This window comes from Anaeromyxobacter dehalogenans 2CP-C, assembly GCF_000013385.1.
Lineage (GTDB): Bacteria > Myxococcota > Myxococcia > Myxococcales > Anaeromyxobacteraceae > Anaeromyxobacter > Anaeromyxobacter dehalogenans_B.
Map to the genome: position 1 here is coordinate 1605424 of NC_007760.1, position 24795 is coordinate 1630218.

Annotated in this window: 19 protein-coding genes; 13 read left to right on the forward strand and 6 right to left on the reverse strand. The window is 72.7% G+C overall.

All coding sequences use genetic code 11. The features are described 5' to 3' along the window. Positions 1-13: 13 nt before the first annotated feature. A complete protein-coding gene (locus ADEH_RS07235; protein ID WP_011420456.1) occupies positions 14-1282 on the reverse strand; it encodes a sigma-54 interaction domain-containing protein in 1269 nt (422 codons plus the stop codon). Positions 1283-1689: 407 nt separating this feature from the next. Here ADEH_RS07235 and metX point away from each other — a divergent pair, with 407 nt between their 5' ends. Further along, on the forward strand, positions 1690-3927 hold the full coding sequence (metX, locus tag ADEH_RS07240) for a homoserine O-acetyltransferase MetX (RefSeq protein ID WP_011420457.1): 2238 nt from the start codon (positions 1690-1692) through the stop codon (positions 3925-3927). A gap of 27 nt (positions 3928-3954) precedes the next feature. Here the strand turns inward: metX and ADEH_RS07245 are convergent, their stop codons facing one another. Further along, positions 3955-5532 carry a sigma 54-interacting transcriptional regulator gene (locus tag ADEH_RS07245; protein WP_041453385.1) on the reverse strand — a complete coding sequence of 526 codons (1578 nt, stop codon included), beginning with the start codon at positions 5530-5532 and terminating at the stop codon, positions 3955-3957. Positions 5533-5705: 173 nt separating this feature from the next. On the opposite strand from ADEH_RS07245, the gene ADEH_RS07250 reads away from it, so the two are divergent. The 4 genes from ADEH_RS07250 to map all read left to right on the forward strand — a co-directional run bounded on the left by ADEH_RS07250 (position 5706) and on the right by map (position 10407). Then, complete coding sequence (locus ADEH_RS07250; RefSeq protein ID WP_011420459.1) at positions 5706-6311, forward strand: hemerythrin domain-containing protein; 606 nt, start codon at positions 5706-5708, stop codon at positions 6309-6311. Positions 6312-6344: 33 nt separating this feature from the next. After that, a complete protein-coding gene (locus ADEH_RS07255) occupies positions 6345-8633 on the forward strand; it encodes a nitric-oxide reductase large subunit (RefSeq protein WP_011420460.1) in 2289 nt (762 codons plus the stop codon). A 126-nt stretch (positions 8634-8759) separates the two neighbouring features. Beyond that, on the forward strand, positions 8760-9257 hold the full coding sequence (locus tag ADEH_RS07260; protein WP_011420461.1) for a hemerythrin domain-containing protein: 498 nt from the start codon (positions 8760-8762) through the stop codon (positions 9255-9257). Between the two features lie 160 nt (positions 9258-9417). Further along, positions 9418-10407, forward strand: a complete 990-nt coding sequence (gene map / locus ADEH_RS07265; RefSeq protein WP_011420462.1) for a type I methionyl aminopeptidase — start codon at positions 9418-9420, stop codon at positions 10405-10407. A gap of 9 nt (positions 10408-10416) precedes the next feature. On the opposite strand, the gene ADEH_RS07270 is transcribed toward map, so the two are convergent. Continuing rightward, entirely contained in the window at positions 10417-12210 is a 1794-nt protein-coding gene (locus ADEH_RS07270; RefSeq protein WP_011420463.1) for a MutS-related protein, read from the reverse strand. A 201-nt stretch (positions 12211-12411) separates the two neighbouring features. On the opposite strand from ADEH_RS07270, the gene egtB reads away from it, so the two are divergent. From egtB to ADEH_RS07285, 3 genes are all read left to right on the forward strand, one after another. Then, a complete protein-coding gene (egtB, locus tag ADEH_RS07275) occupies positions 12412-13713 on the forward strand; it encodes an ergothioneine biosynthesis protein EgtB (protein WP_011420464.1) in 1302 nt (433 codons plus the stop codon). Continuing rightward, positions 13710-14684, forward strand: a complete 975-nt coding sequence (egtD, locus tag ADEH_RS07280) for an L-histidine N(alpha)-methyltransferase (RefSeq protein ID WP_011420465.1) — start codon at positions 13710-13712, stop codon at positions 14682-14684. The genes egtB and egtD overlap by 4 nt, the downstream gene beginning before the upstream one ends. A gap of 575 nt (positions 14685-15259) precedes the next feature. Continuing rightward, entirely contained in the window at positions 15260-15736 is a 477-nt protein-coding gene (locus tag ADEH_RS07285; RefSeq protein ID WP_041453386.1) for a hypothetical protein, read from the forward strand. A 159-nt stretch (positions 15737-15895) separates the two neighbouring features. Here the strand turns inward: ADEH_RS07285 and ADEH_RS23770 are convergent, their stop codons facing one another. Both ADEH_RS23770 and ADEH_RS07290 read right to left on the reverse strand, forming a co-directional pair. Then, positions 15896-16207, reverse strand: coding sequence for an IS3 family transposase (locus tag ADEH_RS23770; protein ID WP_420042221.1), 312 nt, complete (start codon positions 16205-16207; stop codon positions 15896-15898). Beyond that, a complete protein-coding gene (locus ADEH_RS07290) occupies positions 16208-16801 on the reverse strand; it encodes an IS3 family transposase (protein ID WP_420042220.1) in 594 nt (197 codons plus the stop codon). Between the two features lie 395 nt (positions 16802-17196). Here ADEH_RS07290 and ADEH_RS23775 point away from each other — a divergent pair, with 395 nt between their 5' ends. The 5 genes from ADEH_RS23775 to ADEH_RS07315 all read left to right on the forward strand — a co-directional run bounded on the left by ADEH_RS23775 (position 17197) and on the right by ADEH_RS07315 (position 22660). After that, complete coding sequence (locus ADEH_RS23775; protein ID WP_420042222.1) at positions 17197-17433, forward strand: RHS domain-containing protein; 237 nt, start codon at positions 17197-17199, stop codon at positions 17431-17433. Then, complete coding sequence (locus ADEH_RS07300; protein WP_269528907.1) at positions 17403-17963, forward strand: RHS repeat-associated core domain-containing protein; 561 nt, start codon at positions 17403-17405, stop codon at positions 17961-17963. Before ADEH_RS23775 ends, ADEH_RS07300 begins: the two co-directional genes overlap by 31 nt. 23 nt (positions 17964-17986) lie before the next feature. Beyond that, positions 17987-19027, forward strand: a complete 1041-nt coding sequence (locus tag ADEH_RS23070; RefSeq protein WP_011420469.1) for a hypothetical protein — start codon at positions 17987-17989, stop codon at positions 19025-19027. A 452-nt stretch (positions 19028-19479) separates the two neighbouring features. Further along, complete coding sequence (locus tag ADEH_RS07305) at positions 19480-19677, forward strand: hypothetical protein (protein ID WP_011420470.1); 198 nt, start codon at positions 19480-19482, stop codon at positions 19675-19677. 1264 nt (positions 19678-20941) lie between these two features. After that, positions 20942-22660, forward strand: coding sequence for an HNH endonuclease signature motif containing protein (locus tag ADEH_RS07315; RefSeq protein WP_041453390.1), 1719 nt, complete (start codon positions 20942-20944; stop codon positions 22658-22660). A gap of 57 nt (positions 22661-22717) precedes the next feature. Here ADEH_RS07315 and ADEH_RS07320 read toward each other — a convergent pair whose 3' ends face one another. Next, entirely contained in the window at positions 22718-24667 is a 1950-nt protein-coding gene (locus ADEH_RS07320) for an acyl-CoA dehydrogenase family protein (RefSeq protein WP_011420473.1), read from the reverse strand. Positions 24668-24795 lie beyond the last annotated feature (128 nt).

Sequence of the window (24795 nt, forward strand, 5' to 3'; positions counted from 1 at the left end):
TGACGGCGGCGGATCAGGCCTGGGCGGCGCGGGGCGCGGCGGCGCCCGGCTCGCGGTTGCGGCGGCGCAGCTTCTCGACCAGCGTGGTGCGCTGGAGGCCGAGCAGGTCGGCCGCGGCCTTCTTGTTGCCGCCGGTGCGGGCCAGCGCGGCCGCGATGTACGCGTCCTCCAGCCGGCGGAGCAGGTTCGGGAGGTCCACCGGCCGGCCCGCGGCGAAGCTGGGCTCGGCGGGCGAAGGCGCGACCTCGGCGGTGAGCGCGCGCAGGAGCGCAGGGTCGATCCCCTCCTCGAGCGCGTCGGCGCGAACGGCCGCGACCTCCGCGATCTCCGCGGCGGCCGGCGCGGTCGCGTCGCCCTGCGGGGCGACCGGGGCGGCGAGCTCGCGGGCCGGCGCCGGGAACGCGATGGGGGCGGGCGCCGCCGGGGCCGGCGCGGCCTCGGCCGCGGGGGAGGCCGCGACCGCGAGCGCGCGCGTCGCATCGTTGGCGCGGCGGCACCGCAGCGCCACCGGGAGGTCGGCCACGCGGATGACGGCCCCCTCGGCGCAGACCGAGAGCCGCTCCACCAGGTTCTCCAGCTCGCGGACGTTGCCCGGCCAGTCGTAGGCGGCGAGCGCCTCCGCCACGGCGGGCTCGAGCGGGCGCCGCTCGCCGCGCGCCGCCCAGAAGTGCTGGAACAGGCGCAGCGCGTCGCCCTTCCGCGCGCGGAGCGGCGGGATCTCGAGCGGGCAGACCAGCAGGCGGTAGTAGAGGTCGCGGCGGAAGCGGCCGGCGGCCACCTCGGCGGAGAGGTCGCGGTTGGTCGCGGCCACCAGGCGGAAGTCGGCGGGGACCGCCTCGGTCGAGCCCACCGGCTCGTAGGTGCGCTCCTGGAGCACGCGCAGCAGCTTCACCTGCAGCGCCAGCGGCAGCTCGCCGATCTCGTCGAGGAAGAGCGTGCCGCCCTCGGCGGCCGCCACGCGGCCGCGCCGCGCGGTCATCGCGCCGGTGAACGCGCCGCGCACGTGGCCGAACAGCTCGCTCTCCAGCAGCGCCTCCGGGATGGCGCCGCAGTTCACCGGGACCAGCGGACGGCCCGCGCGCGGGCTGCTCGCGTGGATGGCGCGGGCGAACACCTCCTTGCCGGTGCCGGTCTCGCCGGTGAGCAGCACCGTCGCGTCGCTCCGGGCGATGCGCTCGCACGTCCGCACCAGCGCGCCGAGCGGGCTGTCGGGCCCGAACACGAGCCCGTGGTGGCGATCCTGCGGCGCTGCGTCCGGCCCGGTGCTGGCGTTCGTCGTCATGATGATGGCTCCCTCCGGCGCGACGCTGGGGGGCGCGTCGCTCGCCTGGCGCCAGAGCAAGGTCGGGGCCAACGCGTCACGTCCCGGGCGTCAGGCGTTTTCCGCCCGATCTCGCGCGGCGCGGCGCGCCGTCCGGGGGGTGAGCCTTCACCCGGCGTGCGGTGGCCACCCTCCACCATGAAATCGGCGCAGCGCGGGCCACCCGGGGGGTCGCGGCGCCGGGGCCGGGCCGAGTCGGCCGTGCGCGTGTCATCGAGGCGCGCGACGTCGTCGGCGCCGCGCGATCGGACCGGGCGTGCCCGCCTCCGGCCAGCGGCGCGGCCGCGTGCGCCGCGCCGCCGGGCGCCGTGGCGGCCGGCGCCGGCGCCTTGACACCCCAGAACGGCCGCCGATACCCTCCGCGCTCCATGGCCCACCGCAACGGCAGCGCCGGCGCGACCGCAGCCGCCGGGCGCGCTGCCTTCGTCTCCCCGGGGACGCGCTCGTTCCAGATCCCCGGCCCGTTCCCGCTGGAGCTGGGGGGCGCGCTGCCGGGCGTGACGGTCGGGTACCGCACCTGGGGGACGCTCGACGCCGACGGCGGCAACGCGGTGGTGGTGTGCCACGCGCTGACCGGCTCGGCCGACGCCGATCTGTGGTGGACGCAGATGTTCGGCCCGGGGCGGGCGCTGGACCCGGGGCGCGACTTCATCGTCTGCTCCAACATCCTGGGGAGCTGCTACGGCACCACCGGGCCGACCTCGATCGACCCGGCCACCGGCGCGCCGTGGCACGGCACCTTCCCGGCCATCACCATCCGCGACATGGTGCGCGTGCAGCGGGCCCTGATCGACGGGCTCGGCGTGCGCCGCGTCCGCATGGCGGTCGGCGGCTCGCTGGGCGGCATGCAGGTGCTGGAGTGGGCGCTGCTCTACCCGGAGCTGGTCGAGGCGGTGGTGTTCGTGGCCTCGACCGCGCGCCACTCGGCCTGGTGCATCGGGCTCTCCGAGGCGCAGCGGCAGGCCATCTACGCCGATCCGCGCTGGAGGGACGGGCGCTACGACGCCGACGAGCCGCCGGTGGCCGGCCTGTCCGCGGCGCGGATGATGGCGATGCTGTCCTACCGGAGCCAGCCGTCCTTCGAGGAGCGCTTCGGGCGCCGGCCGCAGACCGAGGACCTGTTCGCGGTGGAGAGCTACCTCCGCTACCAGGGGAAGCAGCTGGTGGACCGCTTCGACCCGGCCACCTACGTCACGCTCACCCGCGCCATGGACACGCACGACGTGTCGCGCGGCCGCGGCGACTTCGAGGAGGTCCTGCGCGGCGTCCGGCAGCCGACGCTGGTGGTGTCGATCGACTCGGACGTCCTGTACTGGCCCTGGGAGCAGCGCGAGGTGGCCATGCTGGTCCCGGGCGCGCGGCTGGCGGTGATGGACTCGCCGCACGGGCACGACGCGTTCCTCATCGACGTGGACCGGCTGAACGACATGGTGGCCGACTTCCGGGGCCGCCCCGTCGCCGCCGCGCCGGCCGCGCCCGCCGCGCCCGCGGACCAGGCGTTCGCCGAGCGCGGGCTGTCGCTGCTGGTGCTCGGGAAGGGGAAGGTCGGGCGCGAGCTGCTCGAGCAGATCCGGGTGCAGCGCACCGAGCTCGAGCGCGACTACGACGTGCTGCTGCGGGTGGTGGGCGTGGCCGACACGCGGGCCACCATGCTCGAGCCGCGCGGCGTGGACCTGGCGCGCTGGGAGGAGGCGCTCGCCGCCGCGCCGGCCACCGGCCCGGTGGACGCGCGCTCGGCGCCGGCGCTGCTCGACCGGCTCGCGGCGCTGCCGCGGCCGGTGCTGGTGGACCTCACCGCGGCCGACGGCATGGAGGACGTCTACGAGCAGGCGTTCCGGCGCGGCATCGACGTCATCGCCTCCAACAAGCGGCCGCTGGCGGTCGCGCCGCGGCGGCTGGAGGCGCTCCGGGCCGCGCGCCGCCAGCACCACCGGCACTGGCACTACGACACCGCGGTGGGCGCGAGCCTGCCGGTGATCGGGACGCTGCGGCGCCTGGTCCGGACCGGCGACCGGGTGCAGCGTGTCGAGGGCTCGCTGTCCGGGACGCTCGGCTACCTCTGCACCGAGCTCGCGCGCGGGACGCCGCTGTCGCTGGCGGCGCGCTGGGCGATGGGGCTCGGCTACTGCGAGGCCGACCCGCGCGACGACCTGTCCGGCGTGGACTCCGCCCGCAAGGCGCTCATCCTGGCGCGCGAGCTGGGCGCGACGCTGGCGCTGGAGGACGTCGAGGTGGAGCCGTTCGTGCCCGCGGCGCTGCTCGCGCCCGGCACGCCCGACGCGCTCATCGCGGCGCTGCGCGGCCACGACGAGGCGATGGCGGCGCGGGTGGAGCGGCTGCGCCGCGAGGGCAAGGTCCTGCGCTACGTGGCGCGCGTGGCGGTGGGGGAGGGCGGCCGGGTCGAGGCGCGGGTCGGGCCGGAGGCGGTGGCGCTCGAGCACCCGCTGGCGCGGCTCGTGGGCGTGGAGGCCCACGTCGCGTTCACCACGGCGCGCCACGCCGAGCGGCCGCTGGTGGTGCAGGGCGCGGGCGTGGGCGGCGCGAACACCGCCGGCGGCGTCATCGCCGAGATCTTCCGGATCACGAGCGGGCGCGGGGCGCGGTAGCGGCCCGGGCCCGGCGCGCGGCGCGGGCTACGTGCCGGTCGGCCGGCCGGGGGTGCCCACGCCGTACTTCTTCATCTTGCCCTGCAGCGTGGTCGGGCGGAGGCCGAGCAGCGCGGCGGCGCCGCCCGGGCCGTAGACGCGCCCGCCGGCGTGCTCCAGCGCGCGCTCGATGAGCTCGCGGACCTCGTCGTCGAAGCGGCCCGGCGGGGCGGGCTCCGCGGCGGCCGCGGCGGCGGGGGAGGCCAGCGCCGAGGAGGTGGGCAGCGCCGGCAGCGAGAGGTCCTGGCCGGGCGAGAGGATCAGCGCGCGCTGGAGGAAGTTCTCGAGCTCGCGCACGTTGCCCGGCCAGCCGTACGCCTCGAGCGCGCGCCACACGTCCTCGCCGACGCGCGGCGGGCGTCGGTGCATGAGCGCCGCCTGCTTCGCGAGGAAGTACGTCCCGAGCGGCCGGACGTCCTCGCGCCGCTCGCGGAGCGGCGGCAGCTCGATGGGGAACACCGCCAGCCGGTAGTAGAGGTCGGCGCGGAACGTGCCGCGCGCGACCATCTCCTCCAGGTTGCGGTTGGTCGCGGCGATGACGCGCACGTCCACCTTGACCGGCTCGGTGCCGCCGACCCGCTCCACCACGCGCTCCTGCAGCACGCGCAGCAGCCGCACCTGCACGCTGGGCGGCGCGTCGCCGACCTCGTCGAGGAACAGCGTGCCGCCGTCGGCCTGCTCGAACCGGCCGGCGCGGCGGCGGGTGGCGCCGGTGAACGCGCCCTTCTCGTGCCCGAACAGCTCGCTCTCGATGAGCCCCTCGGGGATGGCGCCGAGGTTCGCGGCCACGAACGGCGCGTTGAAGCGCGGGCTGAACTCGTGGACCATCCGCGCCAGCCCCTCCTTGCCGGTGCCGGTCTCGCCGCGCACCAGCACGGTGGTGGTGGACGGCGCCACCAGGCGCACCCGCTCCACCACGGCGCGCATGCCCTCGCTCTCGGCCACGTAGCGCGAGTCGCGCTTGATCTGCCGGATCTCCTCCTTGAGGAGGGCGTTCTCGCGGCCGAGCAGCCGGTTCAGGCGCTGCACCTCCTCGACCATGAGGCTGTTGTGGAGCGCGATGGCCACGAGGTGCGCCACCTGCCGCGCGACCTCGAAGCAGCAGTCGAGCAGCCCCTCCGCCGGCGGGTGGGCGATGTCGAGCGTCCCGAGCAGCTCGTTCTCGAACACGAGCGGGAACGACACGAGCGAGCCGTAGCCGTAGGCGGCCAGCAGCGGCTCCTCGCGCCAGCGCGGCTCGCGCGGGCGCAGCGGGTCCACCACGCACGGCAGCCGCTTCGCGAGCGCCTCGCCCGCGGCGGAGCCGGCCAGCGGGAACGAGGTGCCCACCTCGGGCGAGGGCTGCCGGGGGTCCGAGACCAGCACCACCTCGGCGCGGGTCGGGTCCTCCGCCGAGAGCCGGTTGATGGCCACGCGCGTCTCGCCGAAGTGGCGGCGCAGCAGCCGCCCCGTGCGCTCGAGCACGGCCTGGAGATCGACGGTGGAGAGCACCAGCTCGATCGCCTCCTCGACGATCCGGCGGTGCACGTCGTCCTGCCCGACCACGGGGAGCCCGATTCCAACCATGGAACGGTGTCTACCGAAATATCGGTGCGGAAGGCAACGGTCGATCGGTGCCTCTGGGGGCGCTCGCCGAAAAAGCTCCGTGATTTCCGCAAAGTCGAGTTCGGCAGGCATCTTGCTGAGGGTCACGCGCGGGAGCAAAGCACCGGCGGTGCCGCCGGAAGGGAGGCCGAACGATGGACGCGATCGAGACGTTGATGGGCGAGCACCGGGTGATCGAGCAGGTGTGCGACGCCCTGGTGGGGTTCGCCGAGGAGCTCCGCCGGAAGGGCACGACGGACAAGGAGGAGCTGGGGCGCTTCGTCACGTTCCTCCGCGAGTTCGCCGACGGCTGCCACCACGGCAAGGAGGAGGACATCCTCTTCCGCACCATGACCGAGCACGGGTTCCCCTCCAATGGCGGGCCCATCGCGGTCATGCTCCACGAGCACGACCAGGGCCGCGCCCTCATCCGCGCGATGGCCGGGAAGGCCGCGCAGGACGCGCCCTGGAGCGCCGCCGACCTGCAGGAGGTCGAGGCGGCCGCGCACGGCTACTCCGGCCTGCTCCACGCGCACATCCACAAGGAGGACGCGATCCTCTACCCGATGGCCGAGCAGCACCTGCCGCCCGCGGTGATGGCGGAGGTGGGCGAGGCCTGCGAGCGCTTCGAGGCGGAGCGCACCGGCGCCGGCGCGCACGAGCGCTACCACGCGCTCGCCGAGGAGCTGATCCGCCGCCACGCCGGCTCGATCCACCCCGGCGCCCAGCCGTCCCCGCCGCGCTTCGGCTGCGCCGGTTAACCCCGTTTCCACGCACCAGGAGAGACGTCCGACATGAGCCCGAAGGCCCGCGCAGTCTCGCTGTTCGTCATCGTCGCCTGCTTCACCGTCCTCATCTTCGGCGGCGCGCAGATCTCGAAGCACAAGCCGCCCATCCCCGCCCGCGCGGTCGCGCCGTCCGGCGAGGTGGTGTTCACCGCCGAGGACGTCGCGCTCGGCCAGCGCCAGTACCTGTCCCGCGGCGGCCAGCAGACCGGCTCGGTGTGGGGCCACGGCGCCTACCTCGCGCCGGACTGGTCGGCCGACGCGCTCCACCGCACCGGCCTCGTCACCGCGGGCATGAAGCGCGGCCTCGCGCCCGCGGACGCCGCGCGGTTCACGCAGGCGGACCTCACGGCGCTCCCCGCCGGCGAGCGCGGCCGCGTCGAGGCCGAGGTGGCCGAGGAGCTGCGCCAGAACCGCTACGACCCCGCCACCGACACGCTGACGCTGTCGCCCGGCCAGGTCGCCGCGTATCCGGCGCTGGTGGCGTACTACACGCAGCTGTTCCGGGACGGGAACGACCCGATGTCGATCCCGGCCGGCTTCGTGCCGGACGCCGCCGACGCGAAGGCCATCACCGCGTTCTTCTTCTGGACCGCCTGGGCCGCCGGCACCAACCGGCCCGGCGAGACGTTCACCTACACCGCGAACTTCCCGTTCGACCCGCTGGTCGGCAACGGCCCGCTGCCCTCGTCGCTGGTCTGGTCGATCGTCTCGATGGTGCTGCTCATCCTCGGCACCGCGCTCGCGATCTTCTACTACCTGCGCCTGCGCGCGAAGGACCCCGAGCACCACGTCAAGATCGCGCCGCTGCAGGAGCCGAAGCCCACGCCCAGCCAGCGCGCCGCGCTGCCGTACTTCGCCGTCGCCATCATCCTGTTCATCCTGCAGGCCGCGCTCGGCTCGCTGACCGGCCACTTCGCGGTCGAGGGCAACAAGCTGTTCGGCATCGACCTCGGCATGCTGCTCCCGTACGCCGCCACCCGCGGCTGGCACCTGCAGCTCGCCGTCTTCTGGATCGCCACCTGCTGGCTCGCCACCGGCCTGTTCATCGGCCCGGCGGTCGCGGGCGGCCACGAGCCCAAGGGCCAGAAGGCCCTGGTCTGGACGCTGCTCGGCGCGCTGGTGGTGGTCGTGGTGGGCGCGCTCGCCGGCACCTACCTCGGCGTGCGCGGCAAGCTCTCCGGCCCGAACGGCTGGCTGGTCGGCAACCAGGGCTACGAGTACATCGAGCTCGGCCGCGTCTGGCAGGTGGCGCTCATCGCCGGCATGCTGCTGTGGCTGTTCCTGGTGTACCGCGCCATCAAGCCGGCGCTGAAGGCCGAGCAGGACCGCGGCGGCCTCACCCACCTGCTGCTCTACGCGTCGGTGTCCATCCCGCTGTTCTACTCGGTGGGCCTGTTCTACACGCCGGGCACGCACATCGCCGTCGCCGACTACTGGCGCTGGTGGGTGGTGCACCTGTGGGTGGAGAACTTCTTCGAGGTGTTCGCGACCGTCGCGCTCGCCTTCATCCTCTCGAAGATCGGCGCGGTGGGCGAGCGGTCGGCGACGCGCGCCACGCACTTCTCCATCCTGCTCTACCTGGGCGCCGGCATCATCGGCACCTTCCACCACCTGTACTTCACCGGCTCGCCGCTGTTCATCACCGCGCTCGGGGCCACGTTCTCCGCGCTGGAGATCGTCCCGCTCACGCTGCTCGGCTTCGAGGTGTACGAGAACCTGAAGCTGGCCCGCAGCGGCGGCAACGCCACCCCGTGGAAGTGGCCGCTCTACTTCTTCGTGGCGGTGGCGTTCTGGAACGCGGTGGGCGCGGGCGTGCTGGGCTTCCTCATCAACCCGCCCATCGTCCTCTACTACGCGCAGGGCCTGAACACGACGCCCATCCACTCGCACGGCGCGCTGTTCGGCGTGTACGGCTTCCTCGCCATCGCGCTGATGCTCTTCTCGATGCGCAACATCGTGCGGACCGCGGCCTGGAGCGACCGGCTCCTCGAGATCGCGTTCTGGGGCCTCAACGCCGGCCTGGCGGGCATGATCGTCCTCTCGCTGCTGCCGGCCGGCATCTACCAGCTCGTCATCGCGGTGCGCGAGGGCCTCTGGTACGCGCGCAGCCCCGAGGTCACCGGCAGCGCGTTCATCCACGCGGTCACCTGGGCCCGCGTGCTGCCCGACGTGGTGTTCGTGGGCGGCGCGCTCGCGCTCCTCGGCTTCGTGCTCCGGGCCATCGTGCTCGACGTGAAGCTGCGCCGCGCCGACCCCGCGGGCGGCGAGGCGGCCACCGTGCGCAAGGCCGCGTAGGCGGCGGGCGGCCTCCGAGCCGCCGAGTGCTTCCTCCCGGTGCGGCCGGGGGTGGGACCGGATCCTCCGGCCTGCCCCCGGCCGTTCCCGTCCCGGGTGACCAGAGTCTCGGGGAAAGGAGGCGCCGTGAACGCCATCGAGATGCTGAAGCAGCAGCACCGTGAGGTCGACGAGCTGTTCGAGGAGTTCGAGGCGGCCGGGGAGGGCGCCCGCAAGACCCGGGAGCGCCTCTGCCGCGAGATCGCCGACGCGCTCGCGGTCCACGCGACCATCGAGGAGCGGATCTTCTACCCGGAGGCCAAGGAGGCGGCCGAGGACGCCGAGGACCTGCTGCGCGAGTCGGTCGAGGAGCACCTGTCGGTGAAGCGCCTGCTGGCGCAGCTCCTCGAGTCGAGCGTGGACGACCCGCAGCTCGAGGCGCGGATGTCCGTGCTGAAGGAGCAGGTCGAGCACCACGTCGAGGAGGAGGAGAAGGAGCTGTTCCCGAAGGTGCGGAAGGCCTGCTCCGCGGAGCAGCTCGACGAGATGGGCAGCCGCATGCAGAAGCTGGTGGAGGAGCTGGAGGAGCAGGGGCAGCCGTCCGCCTCCATCCCGGACGAGACCGACGAGCCGGCGCCCATCTAGCCCCGGCGCCGGGATCGAGCCGCCCGCCGCGTCCCGCGCCGTCCGCGCCGCGGCGGGCCTCGCGGGCCGACGGGCCCGCTGTTGCCCGGGACGGGTGATTCCCTTACAAACACCCGACGACCTGGGCCGTTCGAGCCCTGGGCCGGACGGAGGTCGTGCGGTGAGCGGATCGGAGCTGGCGGCGCACGCGAGGCCGGGGCGGAACGACCCCTGCTGGTGCGGCAGCGGGCAGAAGTACAAGAAGTGCCACCTCGACGCGGACTCGCGCGGCGCCCTGCAGGGCGCGCCGGCGCGGAACGGCCGGCGTCCGCTCGCGCCCGGCGTGGTCTCGCCCCGCCGCGCGGTGCCCGCGACCATCGCCCGCCCGGACTACGCCGTGAGCGGCCGGCCGCGCGCCCAGGGCAAGGACGTGAAGACGCCGGACGAGCTGGCGCGCCTGCGCCGCGCCTGCCGGGCCGCCGCGCGCGTGCTGCGCGTCGCGGGCGAGGCGGTGCGGCCGGGCATCACCACCGACGCGCTCGACGAGATCGCCCACGCGGAGACGCTCCGGCTGGGCGCCTACCCGAGCCCGCTCAACTACCGCGGGTTCCCGAAGGCCATCTGCACCTCGGTGAACGAGGTGATCTGCCACGGCATCCCGGACAGCCGGCCGCTCGAGGACGGCGACATCGTCAACCTCGACATCACCGTGTTCCGCGAGGGCATGCACGCGGACTGCTCGGCCACCTTCCTCGTCGGGAACGTGGACGCGGAGGGGCGGCGGCTGGTCCAGGCGGCGCAGGACTGCCTGGCCAAGGGCATCGCGGTGGTGAAGCCGGGCCGGCCCATCTCCGACATCGGCAAGGCCATCGAGGCGCACGCCTCGCGGCTCGGCTACGGCGTGGTGCGCTCGTACTGCGGCCACGGCATCGGCGAGAGCTTCCACACCTCGCTCCAGATCGCGCACCACTACGATCCGTCGCTGAAGCGGGTGATGGAGCCCGGGCTCACCTTCACCATCGAGCCCATGATCACCGAGGGCACCTGGGAGGATCTGCTCTGGGACGACGGCTGGACCGCCGTGACCGCCGACGGGAAGCGCTCGGCGCAGTTCGAGCACACCGTGGCGGTGACCGAGGACGGCGTCGAGGTGCTCACCGTCGAGGAGTGAGCCTCCGGCTCACACCCGCAACCCCACCGCGCGCATGAGCGCGAGGGCGTTGGAGTGGCCGACCACGCCCGGCCGCAGGCGGTAGTCGAACGCGATCTCGCCGCCCCGGACCTGGTCCTCGAAGTGCGCGTTCCCGAGCGCGCCGTCCTGGCCGGCGAGCTCGGTGAGCGCGAGGTCGTGCGTGGTCACGAGGCCGAGCGCGCCGCGCGCCACGAGGCCCCGCACCACCGCCTCGGCGCCGATGCGGCGGTCGTGGCTGTTCGTGCCGTGCAGGATCTCGTCGAGCAGGAACAGCAGCGGGAACCGGCCGCCGGCGAGGTCCATGAGCTGCTTCAGCCGGGTGATCTCGGCGTAGAAGCGCGACTTGCCGGCCTGGAGCGAGTCCTGGATGCGCAGCGTGGCGCCGAGCTGCACCGGCGTGAGCCGCAGCCGCGCCGCCCGCGCCGGCGCCCCGGCGAGCGCCAGCACCACGTTCACGCCCACCGTGCGCAGGTAGGTGCTCTTCCCGGACATGTTCGAGCCGGAGACGAGCAGCACCGCGGGCCCGTCGCCGCCGAGGCGCACGTCGTTCGCGACCGCGGCCGCGAGCAGCGGGTGGCGGAGCGCGTCGCCGTCGAGCAGCGCGCGCGACGAGCCGTCGGCGTCGAGCACCTCCGGGAACGCGTCCGCGGGGTGCTCGAACGCGTAGCCGGCGAGCGACGAGAGCGCCTCCAGGTCCGCCACCGCCTCGAGCCAGCCGCGCACCGCGCCGCCGTGCGCCGCGCGCCAGCGCTCGACGAGCGCCGCGTGCAGCGGCGTCCACTGCAGCGCGAACGCCACCGGGGCGAACGCCTGGTTGTGCGCCCACTCCGCCCGCGCGGCCAGCCGCTCCAGGCGGGCGATGCGCGCCGACGCCCGGCCGCCGTCCTTCGGCTGGACGCCCAGCATCTGCTGCAGCCGGAGCAGCCGCGGGTCGCCGAACGGCTCGCGCTCGAGCCGCGCCAGCAGGAGCGACAGCACCCGCAGCTCCGCCGCCGGGCGCCCCGCGCCGCCCAGCACGCGCGCGATGGGATCGCGGAGCGCGCGGCCGAACGCCCAGGTCGCCAGCAGCGCCGCGAGGAACGGCACCGGGCCGTAGCCCGCGCCCCAGGCCCAGGCGGTCGCGACCGCCGCGGCGGCGAGCGCGAGCGCGGCCGGCACCACGAACGCCGGGAGCAGCCTCGGCGCCTCGCCCCAGGCCGCGAGCCGCGCGGGCTCCACCGCGGCGCGCACGTCCTCGCCGAGGACGGCGAGGTCCTCGCGCAGGTCGAGCCGCGGCGCCAGCTCGCGCACCGCCGCCTGGCGGGCCCGCACCTCGGCGGCGTCCGCGGGCGCGCGCAGCCACGCGGCGAGCCGGTCCTCGCCGGCGCGCGTCCGGGCGGCGCAGAGCAGCTCGAACAGCGAGCCGGGGCCGAACAGGTCGAGGTCCTCGGCGTACGGGTGGGCCGGATCCGAGAAGCGCTCGCCGGCGGTGCCGTGCCCCGCGAAGCGGCCCTCGATGCGGTCGAGCCCGGCCTGGTGGAACGCGACCGCGCGGCGCGCCCGGTCGCGGGCGTGGAACACGCGGTCGTGGACGACGACGAGCGCGAGGAACGCCGCCGCGGGGAGGGCTAGCCAGCGCGCGTGGAGCGCGTGGGTCCCGAACACCAGCACCGCCATCGCGACCGCGCCGACGGCCACCGCGAGGCGCGCGCGGGCGACCCAGGCGTCGGCGCCGTCGAGCCGGGCGACGCGGGCGGCGCGCTCGGCCAGGCGGGCGCGGAGGAGGGCGGAGGGGTCGGCCATGTCGAGGCGAAACTACCCCGGACGTCCCCGTCCGTGTCGCGCGATCGCGCCGCCCCGTCCGGCAGCCTGCCGTGCGCCCCCGCCGGAGCCGTGGCGAACCGCGCCGTTTCCGCGCGCGCCCGGCCGGTGCGCCTCGAACGGGAGGCGAGCGCAGCGTCGATTCCGTTGCGGCGCCCCGTCCGCGTGGAGAGGTTTCCTGGCGTGCCCGGACCTCGAGCCCGCCGGACCGCCCCGGGGGAGGGCGAGCGCGCGGCGGACGCCCGCGCCGCGACGCTGCGCGCGCGTGCCGCGGAGGTGAGGCAGGCCACGGCCGCCCTGGCCGCGCGGCTCACCCCCGAGGACGCCATGCTGCAGTCGATGCCGGACGCGAGCCCGGCCAAGTGGCACCTCGGGCACACGACCTGGTTCTTCGAGACGTTCGCGCTGGCGCGCGCCGAGCGGGCGCACCGTCCGTTCGATCCGGCGTACGGCTACCTGTTCAACTCGTACTACGAGGCGCTGGGCCCGCGGCAGCCGCGGCCCGAGCGCGGGCTGCTCTCGCGGCCGCCGCTCGACGAGGTGCTCCGGTACCGCGCCGAGGTGGACGCGCGGCTCGACGCGGCGCTCGCGCGCGCCCGCGACCCGGCGCTGCTCGACGTGGTCGAGCTGGGGATCGCGCACGAGGAGCAGCACCAGGAGCTCCTGCTCACCGATCTCAAGCACGCGTTCTCGGCGAGCCCGCTCCGGCCCGCCTACGCCGCGGCCCCGCCGCCGCCCGCGTCCGGGCCCGCGCCGCGCCTCGCCTGGCTCGGGCACGCCGGCGGACGGGTGGAGCTCGGCGCCGGCGCGGAGGGCTTCGCGTTCGACCACGAGCGGCCCCGCCACGCGGCGCTGGTCCCGCCGCACGCGCTCGCCAGCCGGCCGGTGACCTGCGGCGAGTGGCTGGAGTTCGTGGCGGCCGACGGGTACCGCCGGCCCGACCTGTGGATGTCGGAGGGCTGGGACGCGGTGCGCCGGCACGGGTGGACCGCGCCGCTGCACTGGATCCCCGACCGCGACGGCTGGCTCCAGTTCACGCTCGGTGGGGTGCGGCCGCTCGACCCCGCCGAGCCGGTGGCGCACGTCTCCTGGTACGAGGCCGACGCGTACGCGCGCTTCGCCGGCGCGCGGCTCCCCACCGAGGCGGAGTGGGAGGCGCACGCGGAGGTGCGCGAGGGCGGCGACGGCACGTTCGCCGAGGACGGCCGCTTCCACCCCGCGGCCGCCACGCCGGGCCGCGGGGCGCGGCAGGTGCTCGGCGACGTCTGGGAGTGGACCGCGAGCGCGTACGGCCCGTATCCGGGGTACCGCCCGGCCGCGGGCGCGCTGGGCGAGTACAACGGGAAGTTCATGGTGGGGCAGCAGGTGCTGCGCGGAGGGTCCTGCGCGTCGCCGCGGCGCCACCTGCGCGCGAGCTACCGCAACTTCTTCCACCCGGACGCCCGGTGGCAGTTCACCGGGGTCCGGCTCGCGAGGGACCTGTGATCGGACTGGGAGAGGCGGAGAGCGGGATCGCGCAGCGGGCGGAGGCGGACCGCTTCCTGGAAGAGGTGCTGAAGGGCCTGGCGGCGCCGCGGAAGGCCATCTCGCCGAAGTGGCTCTACGACGCGCGCGGCTCGGCGCTGTACGAGCTCATCTGCGAGCAGCCGGAGTACTACCCGGCGCGCACCGAGCTGCGGATCCTGGAGCGGCACGCGCCCGAGATCGGCGAGGCGATCGGGCCCGACGCGCTCGTGTTCGAGTACGGCGTCGGCTCGGGCCGCAAGACGCAGCTCCTGCTCGCCGCGCTCGAACGGCCGGCCGCGTTCGTGCCGGTGGACATCGCCGGCGAGGCGCTGGCCGCGGCGGCGCGGCAGCTCGAGGCGCGCTTCCCCGGGTTGCCGGTGCGGCCGGTGGTGGCCGACTTCACCGAGCCCGTGGCGCTGCCCGGCCTCGACCTGCCGTGCGCGCGCCGTCTCGCGTTCTTCCCCGGCTCCACCATCGGCAACTTCGATCCCCCCGAGGCGGTCGGGATCCTGCGCCGCATGGCGCGCGACGCCGGCCCCGGCGGCGGGCTGCTGCTCGGCCTCGACCTGCCCAAGGAGGCCGGCACGCTGGAGCGCGCCTACGACGACGCCCGCGGGATCACCGCCGCGTTCGACCTGAACCTGCTCGCCCGGATCGACCGCGAGCTGGACGGCGACTTCCGCCTCTCGCAGTTCCGCCACCGCTCGCTCTGGGATGCGCGCCTGTCGCGGGTGGAGATGCACCTCGAGAGCCTGCAGGCGCAGGTGGTCCACGTGGCCGGGGCGCCCTTCACGTTCCGCGAGGGCGAGACCATCCACACCGAGAGCGCGTACAAGTGGGAGCCGCGCGCGTTCGACACGCTCGCCGCCATCGCCGGCTGGCAGCTCGAGCGCGCCTGGGCCGACGACCGCGCCTGGTTCTCGGTGCGGCTGTACCGGCGGGCGGGGTAGGGGGCGAAATCGCTCGCGCAGCGTGGAGGGGCACGGTGCGCGCTGCGGCGCAGTGTGGCGAACCCGGTCTCCTACGACTACCTCCAGCGCTCGGGTCTGGCTGATGGCGCGAGCGTTGGGTACCTCTCGGAACCAGGGCATGCAGCAGTCCGAGAAGAGCCTGCTGGCCGTCGAGCAGGGCGCTCTGGGGGTCTTCCCCGTTCTGGTGGGCGTTGGCCTGTCGGCTGTCGATCCGGGCGCGGGTGCTTCGAGACCGAGTGGAACATCCATTCATTCAGTCGAAGACGCATTCCAGAACCCTCAGTCGCTCAACGGGAAGACTCCGGCCGAGGTCCGCTCTGTGTTCGCAAAGCCGGATGGACCGAAGCACCCCTTTCGCGAACGGATGCGCCCGGGACCAAGTTCTTCGAGACCAACAGCGCCGGGAAGCGGACTAGCCGTATGGTTCAGTGGCACCCTGGCGGTGGCCATCACGGTTCGGACCCCTACTGGAAGGTGAGCAGCCCCGAGACTGGGACGGTTCGTGTCGGTCCTCAGTTCGAGAAGTGAGCAAGGGTGCGAGACGAGGTGAGCCAGTGACCAACGTCGATACGCAACTGCGGTCGGACATCCTCACGTCCGTTGCAGGGTTTCGGGCGCCGGCGTCCGAGCCGATCTGGTCAGAGCGGTCGGACTCTGCAGGGAATGGGCCCGACCTCGTCCTCTACATCACCGACAAGAAGGCTCACTTCGGGACACGTGGATCGTTCTGGGTTCACGCACTCTTCGGCTTCCTAGAGGATCGCCTGGAACCGGAAGCGCTCGCCGAGTCTGCGGCCGCAAGCCTGTGCCGCGAGATGACGATCGGTGAGGTGCTCCAAGCTGTCGAGGGTCGCATCGGTCGCCCCCTTGACCATGCGGAGCGAGAAACCATGCGCCTTGCTGAACACCGCCCGGAAGAGCGCGTCTTTGGCATGCTCGCCTCCCAGGAGTACTTCGCCGCCCTGATCGAGGCCGACGATAGGTACATCGGAGTGTTCGTTGCCGAAGGGAACCTTGTCAGCCGCGAGTAAGCCGGGGGGACCATCGCCCGGGTAGCATGAAGATGACCAAGCGTTCCTGGGAACGGGTGGCGAGCACGATGTCGGTCCTTTGCTGCGCCGCTGAGCTCGCGTTCGTCGCGCTCTTCGTCGCCTACTCGCTCGTGATCGCCAACGTGGAGATCCCAGGATTCAGTGGACGCCCTGGCTGCGGCCCGTGTGGGCGGCTTCGAACTGCTCCGGGCTGACGCCGCCCACATGGCTGTGCCGGCGTGAGCGATTGTAGAAGGTTTCGATGTAGTCGCTGATCGCGACCTTCGCGAGGTCGCGAGATTTGTAGATTTGCTTCTTGATCAGTTCCTTCTTGAGACTCGCGAAGAATGCCTCGGCGACCGCATTGTCCCAGCAGTTGCCCTTTCGACTCATGCTCGGGTCGAGACGGTGTGACCGGCAGAAGCGGCGCCAAGCGTCCGACCCGTACTGCGTGCCCTGATCGGAATGGATTTACGGGCCGCGGGGCCGTCGCGCACGCACGGCCATCAACACGGCGTCGAGCACGAGCTCGCGATGAAGGGTTGATTTGGCGGCCCAGCCGACGATCTTGCGCGAGAAGAGATCCATAACGACGGCCAAGTACAGCCAGCCCTGCCACGTTCGAACGTACGTGACGTCGGTCACCCAAGCGCTGTTCGGCCGTGCCACGGTGAACCGCCGCTGCAGTAGGTTCGGAATCAAGAGCGCGGGCTTGCCGACCGACCATCGCCGCGTACGGTAACCGTGAAGAGCTCGGAGCCCGTGCTCGCGCACGAGGCGAGCGACGCGGTGCTTGCTACACGCTTCGCCCGCCTCCCGGAGATCGAGAAACACCCGCGGTGCACCGTAGATGCCCTGGCTCGCGATGAACGACGTACGGATCAGCCGGACCAGCCGCGCATCCTCCTGCGCCCGACTCGACGACGGCTGCTTCAGCCAAGCGTAGTAGCCGCTGGGCGCGACGTTGAGCACGCGACAGAGCGTCCGTACCGGATACGTCGCGCTCTGCGCCTTGATGAAGTCGTACGTGGTGCGGACGCGACTGGTAGGTCTGGACTTCGACATCGGCGAGGGCCCTCCATGGCCCGAGCCGCCACTGTCCACGAAATCCTGGGATCTCCAAGTCCGCGAGGCTCAGGCGTGCCATGCGCGAGCAGCGTCTTTGGCTCGGTCAAGCGGCGATGAAGATGCTCAGACCGTAGTCGCGGCTGCCCGCGCAAATTGGGAGGGCGGCAGTGGCTGACGTCCGCTTCACCGAACGCGGCTTGGGCATCGCCACTGCCTCCGTGCTCGTGCTGGCCCTCCTCTCCTGCACGTCCCCACCGCCCCGCCGCCCGCGGGTCCGAACGGCCACCATCGCCGGGACCGTCGTCGAGCGGATCGATGGAGCTCCGTACTGCTTCGTCCGGCTTGGGACGCGTTGTGAGCTGGTGTTCACGAGCGATCCGTCGCGGCCGTGGATGCCGCTGCGGGAGTACGTTTGGCTGGATGGACGGCCCCTCGCGCAGCTCGAGTACACGCCATCGCAGGCGGCTCCCAGGCCGTACTATTTCCACCTGGACCACATCGGCATGCCCCGGGCGCTATCGAGCCCAGAGGGAGCCACGGTCTGGTCCGCGGCCACGAACCCTTCTTCGGCAGGATCACGCCGCGCTTCAGGCCGAAGGTGCCCTATGGGGAAGTCAGCGAGACGATGACGCCCGATCCCGCCACCGGGCGAACGGTCGTGACGAACCTGCGGCTCCCCGGCCAGTACGATGAGCGGCTGCTCGGGAGCCTCGGGCTCCAGGGGCCGTACTACAACTGGAACAGGTGGTATCTGCCGGGGGTGGGGCGGTACTTGGAGCTGGACCCATTGGCGTTGGGGGGTGAGATAAACGGGCCGGGATACCCCGACTGGTACAGCTACGCGAATGCGAACCCGCTCAGGTACTTCGACGAGACCGGCACCTTCGTCATCGCGGACGACCTGGCCGTCGCAGGTATCGTGGCGGCGCTCGGCGCCATCGCTGCTTGCACAGCCACGAACACCTGTCCGTGGAGCACGCCAATCTGTCGGGCTCCGCCTCGACCGCCCGACAACAACTCGTGCGAGGAACATCGTATCGCGTGCATCGCTCACGCGAAGGTATCTGTCTTCTACTGCGACCAGTGCGCCCGCATCTGCGAGTACAGTCCTGGCAAGCAGTGGCCCTGGAACAAGCCCGGCGGTGTCTGCCAGTACTGACCGCCCCGGGCACGGAGAACTGCATGAAGCTGGTCCATCTCGTCCAGGGGGCGATGGCCGAAGCATCCGTGAAGGCCGCCAGCGCGGGCGAAGTCATCGGGGTGGTCGACGACCTTACCTACGGACCGTGCTCACTGTCTCCGATTCGTCATGCACTGCTCCGTCGTCGTTTCTGGCAGGCAGAAGCTGAGGGCGGCCCCGGAGGGCGTTGGCTGTCGCAAGACCGAACCGAACGGGCGGATACGCACGTGTTCAGCGCGGACGAATTGGGCAGGCGTCTGTCGGTATTGGCGGATGACTTCCGGGTATGTCTGTGGGTATCCGGTCACTGGCGCGAAATGTTGTTCGGGTGCTGGGCGGCCGATGCACTTCATCGAATCGGTGTTGCAGAGGAGCGGGTGCTCATTGGACGCCCACGGGCGCCGAAGCAGCCGGTTGCATGGATAGACGAGACCGACCTCAACGAGGCCGTTGAGCGCGCTGCGCCGATGTCACCGAAGTGGAAAGCAGGTGCGCTGAGGGTGTGGCGGTCCTACTGCCAGTCGGCAGCCGCGATTGAGCAATTACGGTCTTCGCACCCCGCTGTGTTGCCACGGCTGGGTTCGGCGTTGCGGCACTATGCCGACCTCCTGCCGCGCGAGGGGACGCGCTCGCGCTCCAGGCTCTCTCGCCTCGATGAGGCCATCCTGGGCGCGCTCTCCTCGAAAGCCTGGCGCGTTTACCCGGAGCTATTCCGCAGCCTAAGCTCACCATTGTCTCGCTTCGTGAACATCTTTGGGGACCTTCCGGTCAGTCGCGTCTGGCATTGGTCGCAGCACCGTCGAGGGATGTTCATCGAACGAGCACCCGAGGGCACCGACGAAACGGGGCCTGGGTTCCGCCTCACGGAAACCGGTGTAGAACTCCTCCGGGATGGTCTCACGCGGTTCGATGATGCGCCGCCGCTCCAGGTTGGGGGTCACTTGGCCTATGGCCGCACCGACCCCTGGTTGGTGGTCGAGCGCGGCGCGTCTTGGCGCATGAGGCGCGCCGGGCATTCCCCCCGCTCGCGGCGGCGCTTATAACCGTCCCTGGAACCCCGACCCAGGGAACCCCGACCCAGGGGCCGCGCGGCGGCCCGAGGTCCGCGCGGCGAGCCTCGTTGGCTGCGCTTGTCGGGTGCGCAGTTGTCGCGCCCGTGCTGCTAGGGGTACGTGTTCCCGAGGCTGGCGGCTGGTGGCACCTCATCGCAATTTACAAGTTTGCCCTTCTCACGGTGTTTGGCTGGTGGGGTTGGTTCAGGGCCTCGGGAAGCGTGCCGAGTCGTGGCGCGCTGAGTTGGGCGGGGGCCGTGGTACCAAGCTTGTGCGCGGCGGGGGTCGTATGCCTAATGCTCTTCCCTGTGTAATCGGAACCATTCTGGAGCGGTCCCTGGCGCGTCGCGGCCGCCGCCCTTCTCGCCCTGACCCTCGTCTCCTGTACCTCCCCCACCGCCCCGCCGCTCACGGGCCCGTACGCGACCATCACCGGTACCGTCGTGGAGCGGGTCGATGCGGCGCCGTACATCCTGCTGCGGTTGGAGACGGAGAAGGGTCAGGTCTGGGTCGCCGTGCCGAAGGCCGAGGTGCCGAAGAGGTCAAAGGTCACCGCGAAGAACGGCGCCGTTCTGAGGAACGTCGAGCCCAAGCAGAGCGGCAGGATGCTCGACGCAGTGGTGCTCGGCGCCCTGGAGTAGGGGAGCCAGGCACCGGGTGCTTGGTCAGAGCGGCGTGGACGGTGATCCTGGCGCGCACGCTCCCCGCCACCGTGCCAACGGTCGTGACGAACCTGCGGCTGCCGGGGCAGTACGATGAGCGGCTGCTGGGAAGCGTGGGGCTCCAGAGGCCATACTACAGCTGGAACCGGTGGTATCTGCCGGAGGTGGGTAGGTATCTGAGTTGGACCCGATTGCCTCGCGCGGGTTCTTCAACACGCGCTACGGCGTGGATTGGTACGGCTACGCGAACCAGAATCAGTTGCTGTACACGGACCGTACCGGTAAAAACCCGATTTGCGGAAACTGGTGTGGGCCTGACGGGACGGATGGCAAGACCGCGCAGGACGACGGCAACAACGTGAGTCCCGTGACCCGGGGCCTGACGATAACGACGACTGGCGGTGCTCACAGTGAACGCGAGTATTCAGCGATACTCGGTTGGCCTCGCAACAGGCGCGGTGCACCTCGCCCTCGTTCTCGCTGTCGCCGCGTACATCAACCTTTCGTCGGAGGGCCAAGCCTCGTTGCTGTGGGCGTTGTTCGCCATCGTCGATTTCCCGGTGAGCATGTTGTATCTCGTAGCGGGGCAAGGGTGGTTCAGGGCCTTAGATGTGAAGGTCTACTTGCCCTACTTTGTTCACGGCGTTCTCGGCTCGCTATGGTGGGCCTTCGTTCCTTGGAGCGTAGGGGCAATCGCCGCACGGTTAAGGTCTCCGGCGCAACGTCAGTGAGGGCCCCCAGCGCGGCCATGCGCTGGCCAGCATCCAAGGCGCGCCGCTCCGACGATGCGGCCCGTGCGCGTATGCCTTGCATCGTGGTGTCCGGGAGCGGGGCTTGGCGCTCGAGTTGACGATTCGCGCGCGGCTCGCGCTCGTCCCGAAAACGCTCCCCGTCCCGCGAGCCCGAGAAGCCCGAGCAGCGGTGTGAGGCAGCAGAGGGTGGGCCACCCGGGCTCTACCACGACGTTGCTGGCGTCCGGGGCCTCGCCGGAGCAGGGAGATTTCGGGATGGTTCGCGTAGGCCAGGGGTCCCAGCCATCCTGACCGCCGACACAATAAACGTGGGCTCATACCGAGTCTGAGATCCTGGAGTAGGGGAGCAGGTACCGGGTGTTTGGTCAGAGCGGGCATGGACGGTGATCCTGGCGCGCACGCTCTCGCCACGCCTCGTGCCCCATCCGAGCCGCCACTCGTGAGCAGGTCCATGACCGAGAGTGTCAGACCATTGCGCAATGATCCGCGCAATGGACGCCGCGCTCGTCACCGCCGGATTGGACGCCGCCGCGCTGGACGCGGCGTTGGCAGGCCACGCGCCGCCGCGGGTCGAGCTGCCGCCGTTCACGCTCGCCGAGATCGAGGCCTGGTTTCGCGGGGGCGAGCTCGAGGGGGACGCGGGCGAGCACCTCCTCGTCTGGGCGGCGCGGATGCGCGGCTGCCTCGACGTCGAGCTGGCGGAGGGGCTCGCGGCGCTGCGCCAAGGCGACCGGCTGGCGGCGCTGGGCTGCCATCTCGACGACTATGCCCGCGAGGCGCTCGACCTTGGGAAGCGCGCGGCCGAGAACCTGGCGCGGCTGGGCGCGGGCCTGCGCGAGCGGCCGCTGCTCCGCGAGGCGCTGCGCTCGGGGCGGGTCCGGCTCCGGGCGGCGGAGACGATCCTGCCGGTCGCGGTGGGCGACGCGGAGGCGGCGTGGGTCGAGCGCGCCGGCGTGGAGACGGTCCGGACGCTCGAGGCGGCGGTCCGCGCGGCGCCGGCGCGGGGCGACGCGCCGGGCGATGCGTTCGATGGTGACGATGACGAGGCGTGGGTCGAGCTGCGCACGCAGCTGCCGCCGGACGAGCGGCGCGTGCTGGACGAGGCGCTCTCCCTCGCCCGGGAGCTGGAGCCGGGATCGAGCCGCATCGAGCAGCTCGAGGCGCTGGCCCAGGAGTACCTGGCGGAGCATCCGGGCGATCCGGATGCAGACGACGCGCGCCCGCTGGGTCCGGGGTTTCGGGCGCGAGGCCCCGAGTCGACGCGGCGGGGCGCCACGGCGAGCCTGGGGCCGGACGGGTGGGCGGAGTTGCCGGAAGTCCCGGCACTGGCCGCGCCAGACCTCTCCCTCGACGATGGCGTGACCGCACGGGAGCTCGACGCGCGCCTTCGCGCGCTGGCGGAGTGCCGCGCGGGATGGGAGCGGATGATCGGGCTGTGCGGGTACGCGGTGAAGCGGAGCGGGATGCACCGGCTCGCCGGCTACGGCAGCTTCCGGGAGTACGTGGAGGAGCGGCTGGGGCTGCCGGCACGGACGGTCGAGCAGCGGGTGGCGCTGGAGGCCCGGCTGGCGGCGTCGCCCGCCCTGGAGGACGCGCGCCGGCGCGGCGTCTCCTACGAGAAGCTGCGGGTGCTGGCGCGGCTGGAGGAGTCCGAGATCGCGCTTTGGATCGCGCGGGCGCTGGCGGCGACCTGCGTCGCGCTCCGCCGCGAGGTGGAGGGCGAGCGCGAGGGGCAGCTGCGTGCGCGGGGAAAGCTGGTCGCCTTGCTGCCGCGCGGGGTCGGGGTGCTGCTCGCGGCGGCCATCGCCTCGGTCCGGGATCGGCACGGGCCCGGGCTCTCCACCGGAACGTGCCTGGCGGTCATCGCGTTCCACTTCCTCGCGACCTGGGGCGATGCGCCGGGGCGCTCACCGACGCGCTCGCGGCGCATCCGCGAGCGGGACTCGGGCTGGTGCCAGGTGCCAGGGTGCAGCCGGCACGCGGCGCACGCGCACCACATCGACTTCCGCTCGCACGGCGGCAGCGACGACCCGGAGAACCTGGTGGGCCTCTGCGCGTTCCACCACCTGCGCTGCATCCACGGCGGCTTCCTCTCGGTGCTGGGGCGCGCGCCGGGGGAGCTGGTGTGGCTGCTGGGCGGGGAGGTCTGGACGGGACCGCACCGGCGCGGCGCAGACGCAGGAAACCGCGCAGCGCCCGCCGCGTGCTGAAGGAGGCAGGGCGCCAGCGTGCGCCGCAGCGGGGCTCCACGCGAACGGGCGGCGCTGTCAGACCGGGTCCGCCTCCGCCGGCACCGCCGGGCGCGCGGGACCCGAGGCCGGCGCGGGGGCGGCAGGCGCGGTGCGGGACGGGACCTTGGGCCGCAGCACCTCGACGGTGAGGTCGAGGCTCATGGCGCCCTGCTCGAGCCAGGCGTGCTCGCCGTCCAGCACCTCGCGGCCGACGGCGTACGCGGCGGCGTCGTCGTTGTGCCAGAGCGCGTCGAACAGCGCGCGCACCTTGCGACGGCTGCGCAGGCAGAACTGATCGGCGAGCCGCGTCGCGCCGGCGGCCTCGGGGCGGCCTTCGCGCCGGAGCGCGTCGGCGCGGGCGACGCTCGCGGACATGGCGAACAGCTCGTTCGCGATGTCCACCAGCCGGAACAGGAACGCCTGCTTGCGCTCGGCGGCGGCGCGGAACACCACCATCGAGTGGAAGATCTCGCGCGCGAGCTTGCGGCTCGAGCGCTCGACGAAGCGCAGGTGGCGCGCGAGCCGGCCGAAGCCGCCGTAGCGCGGGGCGACCAGGCCGCGCAGCCACAGGCCGAGGTACCAGGTGGCGTAGAACGCGCCGACCTTCGGCAGCGTGGCGAGCTTCTTCCCGACGGGGACCTTCGGGTCGATGAGCGCGCCGGCGACCTGCAGGTGCTTGTCCACCGCCTCGCGCGCCATGAACAGGTGCATGATCTCCGAGGAGCCCTCGAAGATGAGGTTGATGCGCGCGTCGCGCATCCAGCGCTCCACGCCGACCGGCGTCTCGCCGCGCGCGGCGAGCGAGCGCTCGGTCTCGTACCCGCGGCCGCCGCGGATCTGCATGGTCTCGTCGATGAGCCGCCACGCCTGGACGGTGTTCCACTCCTTGGCCGCCGCGGCCTCGAGCCGGATGTCGTAGCCCTCGTGATCGGCGAGCGACTGCGCCAGGTCGGAGACGGCCTCCATCGCGTACGCGGTGGACGCCATGTCGGCGAGCTTGTGCGTGATGGCCTCGTGCTTGCCGATCTCCTGGCCCCACTGCACGCGCGCGGCGGCCCAGGTGCGCGACAGCGCGAGCGCGTTCTTCACGCCGCCGGCGACCGCGGCGGGGAGCGAGAGCCGGCCGGTGTTGAGCGTGGTGAGCGCGATCTTGAGCCCGCGCCCCTCCTTGCCGATGAGGTTCTCGGCGGGGACCTTCACGTCGGTGAAGCGCAGCGCGGCGTTCGCGATGGCGCGCAGGCCCATGAAGCGGCAGCGGTGCGTCACCTCCACGCCGGGCCAGGACGTCTCCACCACGAACGCGCTGATGGCGTCGGTCCGCGGGTCGCGCGCCATCACCACCAGCAGCTCGGCGATGGTGCCGTTCGTGCACCAGAGCTTCGCGCCGTTCAGCACGTAGTGCGTGCCGTCCGGCGACCGCTCGGCGGTGGTGGCGAGGCGGGCCGGGTCGGAGCCGACGTTGGCCTCGGTGAGCGCGAACGCGCTCACGGCGCCCTTCGCGATGCGCGGCAGGTACTTGTGCTTCAGGGCGTCCGAGCCGAACAGCTTCAGCGGCTGCGGGACGCCGATCGACTGGTGCGCCGACAGCAGCGCGGTCAGGTTGGCGTCCCAGCTCCCGAGGAGCGCCATCACCTTCCCGTACTCGACCTGGTCGAACCCGAGGCCGCCGTACTCCACCGGGATCTTCATCCCGAAGGCGCCGAGCTTGCGCAGGCCCTCCATCACGTGCGGCGGGTACTCGCCGGTCTCGTCGATGGCGACCGGGTCCACCTGCTCGCGCAGGAACTGCTCGAACGTCCGGTACCAGCGGGCGAACTCGGGCCGCTCCTCGCCGGGCAGCGGGTACGGGTGGATGAGCCCGACGCGGAAGCGGCCGAGGAACAGGTCGCGCAGGAACCCGGCCCCGCGCCACTCGGCCTCGCGGGAAGCCTCGGCCACCTCGCGGGAACGGCGGATCTCGTCGCCGGCGTGAACGGACTCGGTCATGGCGCCCTCGCTCGCTGGCCTGCCGCCCTCAGGGGTGCGGCGGCCTGTCGATTCTGTAATCAAGCTAACGCGCTGCGCCGCCGGCACAACGGGACCGGCCAGCCCCCTTCGAGGTTCCGGCGGAGCGG

What these genes read in the sequence shown, in the direction of transcription:
- ADEH_RS07270 (WP_011420463.1), bottom strand. Translation starts at nt 12,210, where the DNA reads ATGGCCGACCCCTCCGCCCTCCTCCGCGCCCGCCTGGCCGAGCGCGCC.
- ADEH_RS23775 (WP_420042222.1), top strand. Translation starts at nt 17,197, where the DNA reads ATGCCGCTGCGGGAGTACGTTTGGCTGGATGGACGGCCCCTCGCGCAG.
- ADEH_RS07315 (WP_041453390.1), top strand. Translation starts at nt 20,942, where the DNA reads ATGGACGCCGCGCTCGTCACCGCCGGATTGGACGCCGCCGCGCTGGAC.
- ADEH_RS23070 (WP_011420469.1), top strand. Translation starts at nt 17,987, where the DNA reads ATGAAGCTGGTCCATCTCGTCCAGGGGGCGATGGCCGAAGCATCCGTG.
- ADEH_RS07255 (WP_011420460.1), top strand. Translation starts at nt 6,345, where the DNA reads ATGAGCCCGAAGGCCCGCGCAGTCTCGCTGTTCGTCATCGTCGCCTGC.
- ADEH_RS07290 (WP_420042220.1), bottom strand. Translation starts at nt 16,801, where the DNA reads ATGTCGAAGTCCAGACCTACCAGTCGCGTCCGCACCACGTACGACTTC.
- ADEH_RS07245 (WP_041453385.1), bottom strand. Translation starts at nt 5,532, where the DNA reads ATGGTTGGAATCGGGCTCCCCGTGGTCGGGCAGGACGACGTGCACCGC.
- ADEH_RS07235 (WP_011420456.1), bottom strand. Translation starts at nt 1,282, where the DNA reads ATGACGACGAACGCCAGCACCGGGCCGGACGCAGCGCCGCAGGATCGC.
- ADEH_RS07320 (WP_011420473.1), bottom strand. Translation starts at nt 24,667, where the DNA reads ATGACCGAGTCCGTTCACGCCGGCGACGAGATCCGCCGTTCCCGCGAG.
- metX (WP_011420457.1), top strand. Translation starts at nt 1,690, where the DNA reads ATGGCCCACCGCAACGGCAGCGCCGGCGCGACCGCAGCCGCCGGGCGC.
- ADEH_RS07250 (WP_011420459.1), top strand. Translation starts at nt 5,706, where the DNA reads ATGGACGCGATCGAGACGTTGATGGGCGAGCACCGGGTGATCGAGCAG.